The sequence below is a fragment of the Staphylococcus caledonicus genome (assembly GCF_016238465.1).
GTDB classification, from domain to species: Bacteria; Bacillota; Bacilli; order Staphylococcales; family Staphylococcaceae; genus Staphylococcus; species Staphylococcus caledonicus.
On record NZ_JABTXV010000002.1, the window covers coordinates 320713 to 336288 of the forward strand.

Annotated in this window: 14 protein-coding genes and 1 riboswitch; of the genes, 7 read left to right on the plus strand and 7 right to left on the minus strand. The window is 35.1% G+C overall.

The features are described 5' to 3' along the window. The first annotated feature begins 21 nt into the window (after nucleotides 1–21). Nucleotides 22–1833 carry a beta-glucuronidase gene (gene uidA / locus HS848_RS08160; protein ID WP_198611947.1) on the plus strand — a complete coding sequence of 604 codons (1812 nt, stop codon included), beginning with the start codon at nucleotides 22–24 and terminating at the stop codon, nucleotides 1831–1833. Nucleotides 1834–2158: 325 nt separating this feature from the next. Here uidA and HS848_RS08165 read toward each other — a convergent pair whose 3' ends face one another. From HS848_RS08165 to HS848_RS08195, 7 genes are all read right to left on the minus strand, one after another. Beyond that, nucleotides 2159–4123 carry a fructose-1,6-bisphosphatase gene (locus HS848_RS08165; RefSeq protein WP_107508032.1) on the minus strand — a complete coding sequence of 655 codons (1965 nt, stop codon included), beginning with the start codon at nucleotides 4121–4123 and terminating at the stop codon, nucleotides 2159–2161. A gap of 204 nt (nucleotides 4124–4327) precedes the next feature. After that, nucleotides 4328–4945, minus strand: coding sequence for a DedA family protein (locus HS848_RS08170; protein ID WP_107508033.1), 618 nt, complete (start codon nucleotides 4943–4945; stop codon nucleotides 4328–4330). Nucleotides 4946–5085: 140 nt separating this feature from the next. Next, nucleotides 5086–6084 (minus strand): ThiF family adenylyltransferase, encoded by a 999-nt coding sequence (locus tag HS848_RS08175; RefSeq protein WP_198611948.1) that lies wholly within the window; start codon nucleotides 6082–6084, stop codon nucleotides 5086–5088. After that, the gene (locus HS848_RS08180) at nucleotides 6084–6851 is read right to left on the minus strand and encodes a thiazole synthase (protein ID WP_198611949.1); all 768 of its coding nucleotides are present in this window, start codon (nucleotides 6849–6851) and stop codon (nucleotides 6084–6086) included. The genes HS848_RS08175 and HS848_RS08180 overlap by 1 nt, the downstream gene beginning before the upstream one ends. Nucleotide 6852: 1 nt before the next feature. After that, nucleotides 6853–7053 carry a sulfur carrier protein ThiS gene (gene thiS / locus HS848_RS08185; protein WP_198611950.1) on the minus strand — a complete coding sequence of 67 codons (201 nt, stop codon included), beginning with the start codon at nucleotides 7051–7053 and terminating at the stop codon, nucleotides 6853–6855. Next, complete coding sequence (gene thiO / locus HS848_RS08190) at nucleotides 7037–8152, minus strand: glycine oxidase ThiO (RefSeq protein WP_198611951.1); 1116 nt, start codon at nucleotides 8150–8152, stop codon at nucleotides 7037–7039. The genes thiS and thiO overlap by 17 nt, the downstream gene beginning before the upstream one ends. Beyond that, nucleotides 8145–8735 (minus strand): thiamine phosphate synthase, encoded by a 591-nt coding sequence (locus HS848_RS08195; protein WP_198611952.1) that lies wholly within the window; start codon nucleotides 8733–8735, stop codon nucleotides 8145–8147. Before HS848_RS08195 ends, thiO begins: the two co-directional genes overlap by 8 nt. Nucleotides 8736–8801: 66 nt before the next feature. Further along, nucleotides 8802–8911: riboswitch (TPP riboswitch) on the minus strand. Nucleotides 8912–9251: 340 nt separating this feature from the next. Between HS848_RS08195 and HS848_RS08200 the strand changes: the two genes are divergently transcribed. The 6 genes from HS848_RS08200 to HS848_RS08225 all read left to right on the plus strand — a co-directional run bounded on the left by HS848_RS08200 (nucleotide 9252) and on the right by HS848_RS08225 (nucleotide 15556). Beyond that, nucleotides 9252–10532, plus strand: a complete 1281-nt coding sequence (locus HS848_RS08200) for an MFS transporter (protein ID WP_107508039.1) — start codon at nucleotides 9252–9254, stop codon at nucleotides 10530–10532. Nucleotides 10533–10879: 347 nt separating this feature from the next. After that, nucleotides 10880–11164 carry a putative quinol monooxygenase gene (locus HS848_RS08205; RefSeq protein WP_107508040.1) on the plus strand — a complete coding sequence of 95 codons (285 nt, stop codon included), beginning with the start codon at nucleotides 10880–10882 and terminating at the stop codon, nucleotides 11162–11164. 217 nt (nucleotides 11165–11381) lie between these two features. Beyond that, a complete protein-coding gene (locus HS848_RS08210; RefSeq protein ID WP_408642067.1) occupies nucleotides 11382–13265 on the plus strand; it encodes an FUSC family protein in 1884 nt (627 codons plus the stop codon). 74 nt (nucleotides 13266–13339) lie between these two features. Continuing rightward, the gene (locus HS848_RS08215; protein WP_198611954.1) at nucleotides 13340–13753 is read left to right on the plus strand and encodes a DUF2188 domain-containing protein; all 414 of its coding nucleotides are present in this window, start codon (nucleotides 13340–13342) and stop codon (nucleotides 13751–13753) included. 212 nt (nucleotides 13754–13965) lie between these two features. Then, nucleotides 13966–14664, plus strand: coding sequence for a GTP pyrophosphokinase (locus tag HS848_RS08220; protein ID WP_107508043.1), 699 nt, complete (start codon nucleotides 13966–13968; stop codon nucleotides 14662–14664). 211 nt (nucleotides 14665–14875) lie between these two features. Then, a complete protein-coding gene (locus HS848_RS08225) occupies nucleotides 14876–15556 on the plus strand; it encodes a GntR family transcriptional regulator (RefSeq protein ID WP_198611955.1) in 681 nt (226 codons plus the stop codon). The last annotated feature ends 20 nt before the right edge of the window (nucleotides 15557–15576 follow it).

The following is a 15576-nucleotide window of genomic DNA, read 5'->3' on the forward strand; positions in this document are numbered from 1 at the left end:
AAATCATTTAGGAGTGAACTTATGTTATATCCAATAGTTACAGAAACAAGAACAGTGATAGATTTAAGTGGTATTTGGAATTTTAAATTAGAAAATGCTCAAAATATTAATGATGTACAAACACCTTTGGAAACGGAATATGTTATGGCAGTTCCTGGTTCTTATAATGATCAAGGTATTGTAGATAAAATAAGAAATCATGTTGGTGATGTGTGGTATGAACGTGAATTTACCATTCCTAAATCATTTGCAGATGATAGAGTGGTATTAAGATTTGCTTCAGCAACGCATCAAGCAACAGTTTATGTAGATGGAAAAGAAGTAGTATCTCATTCAGGTGGTTTTTTACCGTTCGAAGTTGAATTAACTGGAGAATTAGCTTCTACAGGATCACACCGTTTATCTGTCAAAGTAAACAATGTTTTAGATTATTCAACCTTACCAGTAGGTAATTATTCTGAAGAAAAAGATGAAAATGGAGAAATAGTACGAAAAAATAATCCAAACTTTGACTTCTTTAACTACGCAGGGCTACATAGACCCGTGAAAATCTATACGACACCGCAAAATTATATAGAAGATATTGAAATTATAACTAATGTTTTAAATGATGATAAAGGTGAAGTTAGTTATAAAATTAAAGGACAATTTCCTTCTAATACACATGTTCGAGTAAGAGTTATTGATGAAAAAGGTAATAATGTAGCTTCTGCCAACCAAACAGAAAGTACTATTGAAATAGAACATGCACATTTATGGCAGCCTTTAAATGCTTATATGTATGATTTGAAAGTGGAAATCTTTGATAATGATGAGCAATTAATTGATAGTTATAGCGAACCATTTGGCATACGATCAGTCGAAGTTAAGAATGGACAATTTTTAGTCAACAATAAACCATTTTACTTCAAAGGATTTGGTAAACATGAAGATACATTCTATAGCGGTAGAGGGCTAAATGAAACTGCAAACGTTTTAGATTTAGAACTGTTTAGATGGATTGGGGCAAACTCATTCAGAACTTCACATTACCCATATTCTGAAGAAATGATGCGTTTGGCTGACCGACAAGGTATTGTTGTAATAGATGAAACGACAGGCGTAGGCTTACACTTAAGTTTCACTGCGTTATTGAGTAATGATGGTTCAGAGAAACCTAACTCTTGGGAAGGTTTGAAAACAAAAGAAGCTCACGAACAAGTGATTAGAGAACTTGTTGCTAGAGATAAAAACCACCCTTCAGTAGTTATGTGGTCTGTAGCTAACGAACCAGCATCAATGGAGGATGGAGCTAAAGAATATTTTGAACCATTAGTTAAATTAACGAAAGATTTGGATCCTCAAAAACGACCAGTTACGATTGTCTTGTTGTTAACTGCTCAACCTGATACTGATAAGGTTTATGATTTAATTGATGTAATCTGTTTAAATCGATATTATGGCTGGTATACTCAAACAGCAGATTTAAACACAGCCAAATTAGAATTGAAAAAAGAAATGGAACAATGGGAGGAAAAAGCGCCAGGAAAACCAATTATGTTTACTGAATATGGCGCTGATACAGTTTCAGGCTTCCACGCAGCCAATACACAAATGTTCACTGAAGAATATCAAGTAAACTATTATAAAGCTAATCATGAAATTGTAGATCAGTTCTCATCATTTATTGGAGAACAAACATGGAATTTTGCAGACTTTGAAACATCTGATGGCTTATTTAGAATTCAAGGTAACAAAAAAGGTATCTTCACTCGCGATAGAAAACCTAAAGCCATAGCCCATTACTTTAAAGAAAGATGGCATTCAATACCAGATTTTGATTATAAAAAATAAAAATAAGGTTTAATGTTAACGGTTAAAACTAAATAATTATTGTTTAATATTAAGTGAAAATTAAAGTAAGACACTTCATTAATTTAGTATATTTATATTAAATTATAGAGGTGTCTTATTTTTCGTGTTATAAAGTAAAATTACATGTAACTAACGTAGTATTGTTGGCGAGACTCCTAGGGGAACAGGGCTAGGCTAAGACCGTGGCTTAGCCAGTCCCCCCAGGAAAGCTTCGTCAATCAATACGAAGTAATAGTAAGAAAAGAAGGCGCGCAGATGATTGATTACTAAATGAAATCATCTGTGCGCCTATTTGTTTAAGACTTTAATTTAAATATCTATCATGCATTAATAATTTTAAGATGCGGATTTGTTCTTGCATTGCTTTACCATCGTTGGTGTCTTTGATTTTTTTACGTTGTAGTTCTTCGTCAACAACACGACGGACTGATAATTCATCGGCGCCATCTGACAATACTTTGTCTTTTGAATCGAAATGTTGGTGGGCTACCAATTGCATGCCGAAAGAATTATATAACAAGGTATAGCCAGCGATACCCGTTGTTTTTTGATAAGCTTTAGAGAAACCACCATCAATTACTAACATCTTGCCATCCGCTTTAATTGGATCTTCACCATCGATTTCTTTCACAGGCGTATGACCATTAATAATACGTCCTTCATCTGGATTTAATCCGAAATCTTTTAACATCTTACGAATCATATCAACGTCTTCACGTAAATAATAATATGGGTTTTTAGGTTCTTTATGAGAGGCTTTATCTTCAATAAAGTAACGTTCGAATGTCGTCATAGCTCGTTTTCCGAAAAGTGAACTGTATTTACCTGTCCATAGATACCATACTAAATCAGTTGATAAATCGTCAGTAAGTTCTTTATGGTCATAGGCATGACGCACGTGTCTTTCGAATACATCTAATAAGTCGCGTCCTTTATGTGATTCACCTTCAATTTCAAAGGCTTCCATTTCGCCTTGTTCATCTACTGGAATACAACCGTGAATTAATAAATTGCCATTGTAAGGTAGGTATAGTTTACCTTTTTGCATTAAGAATGACATATGACGTTTAAGTTTTTCAGACTGTTGGAAAGAAAGCAATAATTTGTTCATTACTTCTTCTTCTTCAGGTAATAATTTTCCTGGGTCTTGTCTATCAACAGTACTAAAACATGTATCTTTTAATGGATATGTTTTACCGTAAATTGAAATTTCATTCTTATCATAATCTACTTTTTCTAATACTAAGCGATCTTCCATTTCAAAACTAGGACGACGTTTAATAATTGGCATTTCTAATTTGAACTGAATCATGGCGATAGCTTGGTGAATCTTTGTAATTTGATCTTCTTCTAGTTTAGATAATGCGGCAGGTTTATCTGGACGTTTCTTAGGTTTGAATGCAGGGTTATCGCCACTATAATGTTCTTCGGCTAGCGTTAATAATGGACGCAAATTGATACCGTACGCATCTTCGATAATGTCTAGATTGTCATAACGCGCACAAATACGAAGTAAGTTGGCTAGACAGACTTTAGAACCGGCATAAGCGCCAATCCATAACACATCGTGGTTACCCCATTGAATATCAACTGAGTGATAGTTAATTAAGGTATCCATGATTTTATCGGGTTGTGGTCCACGGTCATAAATATCGCCAACGACGTGAAGATGGTCAACTACTAGACGTTGCACGCTATAAGATAAGCCGATAATTAAATCATCAGATTGTTCAAGTTCGATAATTTGGTTTACAAGAGTTTCGTAGTACGATTTTTTATTATTAAATTCGTTACTTTTATAAAGTAGTTCTTCAACAATATAGACAAATTCTTTAGGTAACGCTTTTCTTAATTTTGAACGTGTATATTTAGAAGAACAATATGTAATAAGATCGATAAGACGTTCAATGGTAGTAATATACCAAACGTTTAACTTACCTTTTGTATCAAAGTTATTTTTGACGAGTTTTAATTTCTCTTCTGGATAGTAAACTAGGGCAGCTAATTCATCGATTTCTTTTTGTGATAATGACTTCGCGAAGAGGTCGTTAATCTTTGCGCGCACATTGCCTGAACCATTACGTAATACGTGTTGGAAGGATTCATATTCACCATGTAAGTCACTTACAAAGTGTTCCGTACCTTTAGGCAATTCAAGGATAGATTCTAAGCTCACGATTTCTGTAGCTAATTTTTCTGGACTATCAAATTGTTGGGATAGTAGGTCTAAATATTTTTTTCTTAATTCACTTTCAGTTGTTTGCGTCATTCGATTTCACTCCTGTGTGGAATTTCCATTTATTTTCGAAAAGTAACAGTAATTAGTAAACCGCTTACATAAATTATCGTTAAAAAGCATCACTTTTTCAATGGTGATGCTTAAAATGTCATAATTAAATTACAAATAAGCTATTAAAACAGTGAAAAGGCTGGGGTAAAACAACTCTACGTAAGTTTATCCCAACCTCTTCGATTACTTCACACCGCGTTTTCTATTTTTAAAGAAGATTCTATACACTAGGTATAATACGGCTAGAATGATAATAATATACATGAAATATGAATACGTGTGTAAACCAGCCATTAGTGCGTCAAAGCTATCACTTAACAGACGACCTAATAGAATTAAGGCAAAGTTCCAAATCGTCGTACCAATCAATGAAAGTGTCATAAATTGCACGACGTTCATTTTATTAATACCAGCCGGGATAGTGATTAATACACGTAAGACTGGAATGAAGCGACATAATAACACGGCCCAAGAACCGTACCGCTTGAACCAATCATTGGCACGTTTAACGTCTTTCCCTTTCAATTTAAACCATTTACCATGCTTATCTACAAAGCGGTAAATACTTTCCTCATTGATAAGGCGACAGATGTAGTACAAGATTAATAATCCAATTAACGAGGCGATAGTTGAAATAAGAAATAGGACTGGAATCGATAAGCCTGATTTAACTGACATTAACCCAGCAAACGTTAAGATAATTTCAGATGGTACTACAGGCAATACATTCTCCAGTAAAATAAGAATGAAAATTGCTGTATAACCCCATCTACTTATAAAGTCGGTGATTAATTGTTCCATTTATTAGCAAGAACTCCTTTAATATTAAGCTTTATTGAAAATAAAAAATTCATAGTAAATTCATTATAATAAAATTTACTATGAATTGCTTGTATAAGCCTAAAAATTGCCTGACTTTCTTCAGAGATAACCAACTCACATTATTTTATTGCTTTTAAATAATAGTGGTATAATTTGTTCGCTTCGTCATCATCTTCCACGCCATAGACATTCATACGTCCATCTTTAAATAAAGTAATTTCATAATCGTGATCTTTAATCAATTTAGCGAACGACGTTGATTTCACAATATCGCCCGGGAAATAGTCTGCATGTTCGAAGACTGATGGGTCGTATCTAAAGAGATAGGTCTTTCCACATAAACTCTCAATTTGTTGTTGTTGCTTTGTTTCGAGTAAAGAATAACGATGTTCGGCACATACTTCACAAGCGTTATCTTTTAAGATATCTACGTTCATTGCTTTATAGTCGATATCAAATGCATTGATAGTAATAAGTTTTTTTGAAAAGCCGTGACCAGATAGGTAACGAATGGCTTCGGATACTTCATAACTTGCTACTTGAGAGATGACAGGCGGTAAGACACCGTTGATAGCACAACTTTCACCACTTGATGGCATACGTTTTAATAAACATTTCAAGCAAGGGCCACTAAAATCAATACCATACACTGTGCCTTTACTACCAACGGCTGCACCATAAACCCATGGAATATTGTGTTTATGACATGCTTCATTGATTAGATAACGTATTTTAAAGTGATCCATACCATCAATCACAATATCTGGGTTAACTTCTTTGAGTAAATCTTCAATATTAGTCGAGTCAATTTCTTGATAATACGTTTGAACGTCGACGTTAGAATTGATATGAGCAATTTTGTCTTTAACCGCATAGACTTTAGGCGTCATATTCACTGCATCGTCTTCAGTATAGAGTGCTTGACGATGTAAATTGGATTCTTCGACGATATCCATGTCAACGATGGTTAAATGATGCGCGCCCATGCGTGCGAGTTGTTCAACCACATGACTACCTAATGCGCCGGCGCCTAATATTAAAATATTGGCGTGCGTTAGGGCGTTTTGCCCATTTTCCCCAAAAGGATGAAAACGCATTTGACGTTGATAACGTTGCATTATAAGAATCCTAATCCTTCAGTAGGGCTTGAAGCTTGGGCTGTGTATTTCACAGGGATACGGCCGGCTTCATAAGATAAACGACCAGCGTGAATACCTAATTTCATTGCTTCGGCCATCTTCACAGAGTCTTTAGCACCTGAAACTGCTGTGTTAAGCAAGATACCATCTGCACCTAATTCCATTGCGTGACAAGCGTCTTTCGCTGAACCGATACCTGCGTCTACGATAACAGGAACATTTGAATTTTTAATAATGTAGCTTAAATTAAGTTGGTTATTAATACCACGTCCTGTACCGATTGGAGAAGCAAGTGGCATCACCGCGTGTACGCCAAGTTCTTCTAAACGTTTCGCTAATACGACGTCGTTAGAAATGTATGGACAAACGATATAACCTTTGTCTAATAGGACTTTACAAGCTTCGTAAGTTTCGAATGGGTCAGGTAGCAATGTTTCATCATCGCCAATGACCTCGACTTTAATCATGTCACATACGCCGGCATGTTTTGCGATTTCTGCGATACGAATCGCTTCTTCAGCAGTTTTTGCGCCTGCAGTATTTGGAAAAGTAATAAAGTCTTTTAAATTAATATTCGCAAGTGGGTTAGGTAAGTTTTTATCATATAGATTCATACGTCTTACTGCGAAAGTAAGTACATTTGTTTCTGAAGCTTTAATTGCTTGCGTTTGTATATCTTCATTTTCAAATTTACCAGTACCTAATAATAAACGAGATTGTAATTCTAATGGTCCAATTTTAAACATATTATCCGCCTCCAACAAATTCTAATAATTCTAGTTGATCGTCTTCTCTAACAGTATGATTATCGTACTCTTCTTGTTTAATTAATGTTTTATTATATTCGACAATGACACGTTGTGGGTCCAATTCGAGAGAACGTAAAACGTCATTGATAGACTGTTCTGAATCGAAATTGAACTCATCGCCATTAATGATACACTTCATGATTTGACCTCCTTGAAACATTGAAAGATTCATAGTTACGTGGCTTCACGCCAGTAAATAACCAGTTCGCGATGTCGCGTCCGATAATAGGTGAGAGTAAAATCCCATTACGATAATGACCGGTGATGACATAAAGTCCATCGTCAATACGGTCCATAATCGGTACTTCGCCTTCGGTATATGGACGCACACCTGACCATTGTTTAATCACTTTACCTTGCGCAAGTTCAGGGATACGTTCATTCGCATATTGATGAAGCCAAGATATGCCTTCACTCGTGTTTCCTACAGAATAATTATCAAATTCACTTGTCGCACCGATTAAGAAGCGGTTAGGTTGTTTAGGAACGATATAACAACCGTTTGTCATAAACACCGTTTCTTTTAAATCTAAGTCGTCATTTTCAATGAGTAAGACTTCACCTTTAACGCCTACCACTTCACGAGGGAGATGATAGTCTTTTAGTAATTGAGATGACCAAGCGCCACCAGCTACAATCACTTTCTTCGCGTAAAGTGAGCCATCAGTTGTTTCTACCTGATAGTACCCATTTAAATGTTCAATGCGTGTTACTTCCGTATTGAAATATCGTTTAATATCACGCTGTTGTAATGACTTGAATAGAGCTTTCGTATAATGATTCGCATTAATTTGACCATCGTGAGGAATATAAATAGCCATCTCACTTGATGTGACATTACCATTCGTTAAGTGAATCAAATCGGTATCTGAAAGTTCTACCACGCTGTCATCTAATGATTTTAAGAAATGGTACTGCTTACGCAAACTGTCGACATCTTCTGGGCGATTCGCAATTTTAATCAAACCAGAAGCTTGATATTGGATATCGATGCCCGTTTCATCTTGTAATGTCTCACACAGTTTTGGGAAAAGGCTACGCGATTCAAGCGCAAGTCTAAATAAATCATTATCTTCAGTAAACTCATTCTGTGCGCCTAACATGCCGCCTGCTTTGTATGAGGCATGCTTACCTGGAATATCACGATCTACAATAGCAATGTCCATTTGTGATTGGCTTAAGTTTCTAGCGATAGACATACCAATCACGCCCGAACCAATAATGAGAACGTCATGCATCTTTCAACCACTCCTTTCGTAACTGTTCAATTTGTGTCAAAGATGCGTTCATAAAGAAAGAAATTGCACAAACACCGGCAAAACCATGCGGCAAGTCGTGAATTGTTTCTTTAGTTATACCGCCAATCGCATAGACAGGAATTGGGAGTTGTAAAACTTGGTGAATCTCTTCCTTGGACCGTGGCGTCTGATTAGGTTTAGATGGTGTTTCAAAGATATGACCATAAAACACATAATCAAGATGATGTTCATAAGCTTGTGTTACAGACTGCAGTGAGTGTGTCGACATGCTGATTTCAATTTCTGGATGTCGTGCTTTGTAATCAAACGCATGAGTGTCCATTTCACGCATGTGTAAGCGTGAGAGATTTAATTTTTCTAGCAGTGCAATGTCACTATGAATAATTACTTTATCTTTAGGAAATCCTTGTTTGAGCAAGTCCGTTATAAAATGAAATAAGTCTTCATGAGACATTGGCGTCCTGAATAATAAGCCGTCTATGCCTTTAGCAATTTCAAGAAAATGGTGTAAATCTTTAGTCGTTAACGCTTTATAAGATGTTATAGCAATGAAAATGAGCATCACTCCCTAAGATATAAAAAAACGCTATCTCCCTCGTAGGGAAATAGCGTTTAACTTAGCTTTATGATATCCTATGCGCCACTTTCCTACGCCAGTACAAACTGGATCAGGTTCCAGGAATTATAAAGTCCGTTCTTTACTCTCAGCCCTAAACAAAGGCACTTCCAGTGGAAAATTAAATTTTATGTGTTAAAAAATAACCGTTCACGTTTTATTTCAAGTTCATTCTACAATTTTTTGAAATAGAATTCAAATCTTAGTTTATAACAAGTGGTGCAAGGCTTTTTCAAAGAAAGGGTTGGTTTCATATTTAAACAAACGCAATTTAATAAAAAAACTTTAAGAAAACCTATTGTAAACGATTACAAAAACTGATATTATAAATAAAAATAAGCTCAAAAGCCTATGAGAATAGGCGTTATGGGATGATATTTTTAGAGAATTGGGAGTCTCGAAGAATATATTAGACAACATTTTAAGAATCAACAAATTTAAGGGAAGTAGGAAAAAGAGGAAATGGTTCAAAGACAAAAAAGAAGTAGTGTTCGTTGGTTTTTCGCATTAGCATTTTTTATTATCGGAGTTATCGCATATATGGATAGATCGAATATCTCATATATCGCGCCACAAATGATGGCTGATTTACATATGAACAAGCAACAATTTGGGTTGCTCGCTTCATTCTTCTCACTAGGTTATGCATTAATGCAAGTGCCCTCAGGTATGTTAGCAGAGAAATTTGGCCCACGTAAGATGATTACAATTGCCTTATTATGGTGGAGTGCCTTCACTATCTTTACGGGTATGATTAAACATCACGGGTTATTATATTTAGTTCGTTTCTTATTCGGTATAGGGGAAGCGCCAATGTATCCATCTAATGCCGTATTTAACTCTACTTGGTTCTCAAAAGATGAAAAAGGTAGAGCATCAAGTATGTTATTAGCAGGTTCATATTTTGGACCAGTATTAGCACCTATTATTACAATTGCGATTGTTAACGCCTTTAACTGGCAAGCAGTCTTTTATATCTTTGGTGGTGTAGGTATTTTAATCGCCATCTTATGGGGCATTATCGCAAAAGATTTACCAGAACAACATCGTATGGTGAATGAAGCGGAGAAACATTTCATTATGGAGAACCGTGATTTAGTACAAACAACTCAATCAACACCTCCATGGAATCAATTCTTCCGTCGTGTAAGTTTCTATGCGATTGCAGGACAATATTTTGTAGTTCAATTTGTAATCACATTATTTTTAATTTGGTTACCAACATATTTAACAGAACAATATCATGTAGAATTTAAACATATGACAATCAGTTCATTACCATGGTTTATCATGTTTGTTTTAATCTTATCTGCTGGTGCAATCTCAGATAAAATTTTACGTAGTGGTCAATCACGTTTCGTTTCAAGAGGATTAATTGCTATTGTCGGCTTTATCGTATTTGCGATTTCAATCTTCTTTGCAGTACATACTGAGAAATTATATGTCACTATTTTCTGGTTATCACTTGGTTTAGGTGGCATGGGTATTTCAATGGGTATGAGCTGGGCTGCAGCGAATGACATTGGTCGTAACTTTGCCGGAACAGTATCAGGTTGGATGAACTTATGGGGTAATATTGGTGCTTTATTAAGTCCATTCTTAGCCGGTGCTTTAGTTGCATCACTTGGTTGGACAATGACATTCCAATTATTAATTATTCCAGCAGTGATTGCTGCTATCTTATGGTTATTTGTAACACCAGATAAACCATTGATTAAAGATGAATCACGTAAATTGAAATAGATTGAACGACAATAACCTATTGTAGGTTAAGACATAAATCTTAATAAGCGTAGAGATGATTCAATTATGAATCGTTTCTACGCTTTTTTAATCAATACTTCGTATTGTTTGGCTCGCTTTCTTAGGGGGACTGGCTAAGCCACGGTCTTAGCCTAGCTCTGTTCCCTCAAGAGTCTCGCCAACAATACTACGTGGGTTACGGGGTAATTTACAAAAATAATTAAAAAATATGCCACTTTCGTACAATCTGATATATTAAGTTAATGAGGTATCTTATGTGTAAAATTAACTCAAAAATAAAGAAAATGATAAAATAAGATTAAATCTTAAAGATAAGGGTGAGTCGTATGATTATTATTAATGCAAAACTTAAAGTAAATGAAGATCATCGTGAGGACTATTTAGAATTAATGAAAGGCCTTGTGGACAACGCACGTCAAGAAGAAGGCAATACATTTTATAGCCATTACGAAGATGTAAGTGAACGCAATACGTTTGTTGTTGTTGAAAATTATAAAGACCAAGAAGCGGTAGAAGCGCATAATCATTCAGAACATTTCAAAGTATTTAGTGAAAATATTGGTAAATATATTACTGAAAAACCAGAAATTGACGTTGCTGAAACAAAATAATCTATCATATAGCTAAGTATTATACGCTGGGACATTAATATAAAAATGTTTCAGCTTTTAATTTTGTTAAATTTTCATATAGTGGTTTAGTATTCTACAACAAAATTTAGTGATAAAAATGTTATCATAAAGTGTATATGTTTTATAGAAAGGAACGATAGCATTGGGAAACGTATTAAAATCTCTTATAAGCTTCGATACCTCTAAAATTGACCCAATGAAAGGGATTAGGCAGGGCTTATTAATGATTATCCCAGCATTAATAGGTTATTTCCTAGGTAATTTTAGTTTTGGTTTACTTGTTGCCACAGGTACATTAGCACATATCTATGTCTTTAAAAGCTCACCACGTTCTATGCTTAGAACGGTCATTTTATGTACCTTATCTTTCGCAGTCTGTATGATGCTCGGTACACTCACTGTTACTGAACCGATACTTTATGGTGTGACATTACTTATTGTAACGGTTGTCCCATTCTACGTATTTAGCGCCTTGAAGATCGCAGGACCATCTTCAACTTTCTTCTTAGTTACATTTTGTTTACCTAGTAACTTGCCAGTAGCACCAGACCAAGCATTAATTCGTGGCTTTGCTATTCTTATTGGTGGCGGAATTGCGACACTTCTTGTACTTATCACAGTACTTTTCCAAAAACAAAAAATTGAAAATAAAGCCATCAATTCTGACTTTAAAACCATTAATCAATTAATGCATAACTTTAATGATCCTGAAAAGTTTAAAGAAATTACAAAAAGTGCAGTTACACAATTTAGAACATCCGATGAACTATTGATAACGGCGACAGCTGGGACAAATAATAATCTGAGTCAACGTTTCCAAAGATTACTCTTATTACATACGTCGGCGCAAGGGATTTATTCTGAACTTCTAGAATTACATGAAAAAGATATACGTCCACTTCCAGAAGAATTAATTGAGATGATGGACGTAACGACACGTAATGCATATCGCCCAAGCGCAAATCGTGAGAAATGGACGAAGGAAGTTCATGTTGATGAGGAATTTGATAATTTATTACAATATGTATTAAAAATCGATGAAATAGCAAACTTAGGTTCAAACCAAATTGAACACGAGGCAAGCGTTAGAAAGCCATTGTATAGTCAAAGAATTATTCACAATTTAACGCTAGATTCAATCGTCTTCCGTAATACGTTGATTTATACCGTAATTATGGCGGTCGCAATCTTTATTTCACTAGCGTTTAACATTCAAAAATCATACTGGATTCCATTAACGGCGCATACTGTCTTGGTAGGTATGACGACACGTCGTATGTTAGACCGTGCCACAGCGCGTGGACTTGGTACCATTATGGGTACACTGTTATTATCGGTAATTTTATACTTTAACCCGCACCTAATTGTGGCAGTTATTGTAATGGGGCTTGCAGCAATGATGACTGAAGCGTTTGTAGGGTCAAACTATGCTTTCGCCGTTATTTTTATTACGACGCAAGTTATCTTATTAAACGGTTTAGCCTCTGAAAATTTATCAATCACCATTGCTTACACACGTATTTTTGATGTTTTAATCGGTATTACTATAGCGATTATTGGTATTTTATTAATTAATCGTCAAACATCATCTGCCATGTTGCCAGGTACGATTGCAGAAGTAGTACGTAAAGAAGCCGACATTTTCCAATATGTATTCTCTAGTAATGCGTATCAGGATGAAGAGTATGAGAAAAATGAAAGTTTAGCCTTATCAGTGAAAATGAGCAACATGACACAAGTCTATAATTCAGCAAGTGAAGAATTCTTCTCTAATAAAGAAGTCATCCGCTACTATTACCCAAGTATCTTCGCATTGGAAGAAGTTAACTTCATGTTAATGCGCGCTATGCAGAATCACCAACGTCAACATATTTCAGATGAACAAATGGGTGAATACTTAGTTATTTTTGAAAATATTGCTAAACATTTTGAATTACAAAGTAGTCTTGAAGTAAATACCTTATCGGACTTACCTCAATATAATTATTTAAAATCTGTATTGATGAAGTTACAAAACAATTGTGTTTACACTCGTAAAGATATTGATGAGATTGAAGACGGTGCAGCTACGAAAGCGTAGTTTGTTGTAGTGGAAGTTTCATTTTCAAGGAAAGTGGTAAAGCATACTATTGATAAATAGAGGAGTGTGACATTATGCCTTGGACAATGAACGATTATCCAAATACTTGGAAGAATATGAAAGAGCTTGAACGTAAAAAATCGATTGATATCGGTAACGCCATGTTGAAAGATGGATATAAAGAAGGCGATGTTGTACCTATCGCGACAAAACAAGCTGAAGATTGGTATAAAGATGCGAGTAAAGATGAGTTAGAAGAGTTAAAGAATAAACATATTACTGAGCATCAAAAGGATCAGTCGTCTAATCCTGAATTGAATGATAACAATGTGCATGTGTATTATGAAGAGAACGAATGGAAAGTAAAAACGGAAGGTGCGAAACAAGCATCAGACACGTTTGATACCAAAGAAGAAGCTAAAAAGAAAGCACAAAATATTGCCGACAATCGCGATACAAAAGTCATCGAACATAAAAAAGATGAATAATTAGAGAAACTACCAATCATAGCCTAGGACATTTTCAATATCAATGTCCTAGGTTTTTTCTATACCCATAATAAAAAGGGAATTCTAATTTATCTTCTTATTATGCATATAACATATATCGGGCTAATGATGTAGTAAATACAGATGGATATTATTTTTAGTTCATTTTTCAATTCGATATAATGTAATGTGATAAATAAGGAGGAAATACTATGTACGTAGAGAGAAAACCGTCATTGTATATTGAAGAATTACGTAATGAATTTAAAGAGAGTTTAAATCATTTTGAAAATGGGGACGAAGCATTTGACCGCTTAATTGGCTTCGTTGAACTTGATCATCTATACTCCTCAGCATTAAAAGAAATAAGCACGAAACTAGATATCTTAGACGATAATTTCAATCATGTGTATAAACATAATCCCATCCACCACATGGAACGTCGTGTGAAAGAAATGAATAGTTTAGTGAAAAAGCTCCAACGTAAAAACTTAATCATAAGTGCAGAAAGTGCCAAAGAAAATATTCTCGATATCGCTGGTATTCGAGTCGTCTGCAACTACTTAGATGATATTTATGTTATTGAAAAGATGTTACTTAAACAAGAAGACGTTAAATTATTAAAACGTAAGGATTATATTAAAGAACCTAAAGAAAATGGATATCGTAGCTTACATATTGTAGTTTCTATCCCTGTCTTTTTATCAGATAGAGTAGAAACCACTCCCGTAGAAATTCAGATTCGTACAATTGGTATGGACATGTGGGCAAGCTTAGAACATAAAATACGCTATAAAAATAATGCAAGTACTGAAGATTACAAAGAAACATTAAAAGAATGCGCATTTGAAATTTCAGACGTAGAATCAAAAATGCAATCCATACATTCCGCAATTACAGATAATAATTAACAGTGGGAGTGGTGACAGAAATCTTCGAAATTACATTAGATTTCTGTCACTGCTCCCTTATATATAATAAGAATAATGACGAATTGATGTCCTGACTTCCAAAAGAAGTCGGGAATTTTTATATCTTGAAAAGAAAACGTTTACAAAAGTTGCTTTTGTGTATTACTATACTTGTATACAAGTTGGAAATCAGGCAGTGGGAGTGACGAAAGTGGAACAGGGATACCCAGAACAATGGCTTGGAGGTATGACTAAAGGAGAAGGTGTAGCAGCGGAATTACGTTTACAAATTGTTAACGGCGATATCGAAGCGGGCTCGTTGCTTACAGAGAATCAAGTCGCCAAACAGTTTGACGTGAGCCGTTCTCCAGTTAGAGATGCCTTCAAATTATTACAAACTGATCAATTGATACAGCTAGAGCGGATGGGCGCAAAGGTACTTCAATTCGGTGAACAAGAAAAGAAAGAACTCTATGATTTAAGATTAATGCTCGAGTCGTTCGCATTTTCGAAGATAAAGCATCTAGACACCACAACGATTGTACAAGAAATGCGTAAACACTTAGAAATGATGAAAGTTGCTATAAAGTTCGACGATGCAGAAGCTTTTACACAGCACGATATCCAATTCCATGAAGCAACGATTAAGGCCTCTAATCATCAATATTTACTCACGTTCTGGAGTCATTTAAAACCCGTCATAGAATCGCTCGTTTTAATATCTATGCGCCAACGTATGGCACGTGATAAAGCAGACTTTGAACGGATTCATCATAATCATGAAGTATTTATAGAAGCAGTAGAGAATTATGATTCGGCAACATTAAAGAAAGCCTTTCATCTTAACTTTGATGACGTCGGTAAAGACATTGAAAGTTTCTGGTTACAATAAATAAAAGAAAGAAGGAATAG

What these genes read in the sequence shown, in the direction of transcription:
- uidA (WP_198611947.1), top strand. Translation starts at nt 22, where the DNA reads ATGTTATATCCAATAGTTACAGAAACAAGAACAGTGATAGATTTAAGT.
- HS848_RS08175 (WP_198611948.1), bottom strand. Translation starts at nt 6,084, where the DNA reads ATGCAACGTTATCAACGTCAAATGCGTTTTCATCCTTTTGGGGAAAAT.
- thiS (WP_198611950.1), bottom strand. Translation starts at nt 7,053, where the DNA reads ATGAAGTGTATCATTAATGGCGATGAGTTCAATTTCGATTCAGAACAG.
- HS848_RS08210 (WP_408642067.1), top strand. Translation starts at nt 11,382, where the DNA reads ATGAAAGGGATTAGGCAGGGCTTATTAATGATTATCCCAGCATTAATA.
- HS848_RS08180 (WP_198611949.1), bottom strand. Translation starts at nt 6,851, where the DNA reads ATGTTTAAAATTGGACCATTAGAATTACAATCTCGTTTATTATTAGGT.
- HS848_RS08205 (WP_107508040.1), top strand. Translation starts at nt 10,880, where the DNA reads ATGATTATTATTAATGCAAAACTTAAAGTAAATGAAGATCATCGTGAG.
- HS848_RS08170 (WP_107508033.1), bottom strand. Translation starts at nt 4,945, where the DNA reads ATGGAACAATTAATCACCGACTTTATAAGTAGATGGGGTTATACAGCA.
- thiO (WP_198611951.1), bottom strand. Translation starts at nt 8,152, where the DNA reads ATGCATGACGTTCTCATTATTGGTTCGGGCGTGATTGGTATGTCTATC.
- HS848_RS08220 (WP_107508043.1), top strand. Translation starts at nt 13,966, where the DNA reads ATGTACGTAGAGAGAAAACCGTCATTGTATATTGAAGAATTACGTAAT.
- HS848_RS08215 (WP_198611954.1), top strand. Translation starts at nt 13,340, where the DNA reads ATGCCTTGGACAATGAACGATTATCCAAATACTTGGAAGAATATGAAA.
- HS848_RS08200 (WP_107508039.1), top strand. Translation starts at nt 9,252, where the DNA reads ATGGTTCAAAGACAAAAAAGAAGTAGTGTTCGTTGGTTTTTCGCATTA.
- HS848_RS08165 (WP_107508032.1), bottom strand. Translation starts at nt 4,123, where the DNA reads ATGACGCAAACAACTGAAAGTGAATTAAGAAAAAAATATTTAGACCTA.
- HS848_RS08195 (WP_198611952.1), bottom strand. Translation starts at nt 8,735, where the DNA reads ATGCTCATTTTCATTGCTATAACATCTTATAAAGCGTTAACGACTAAA.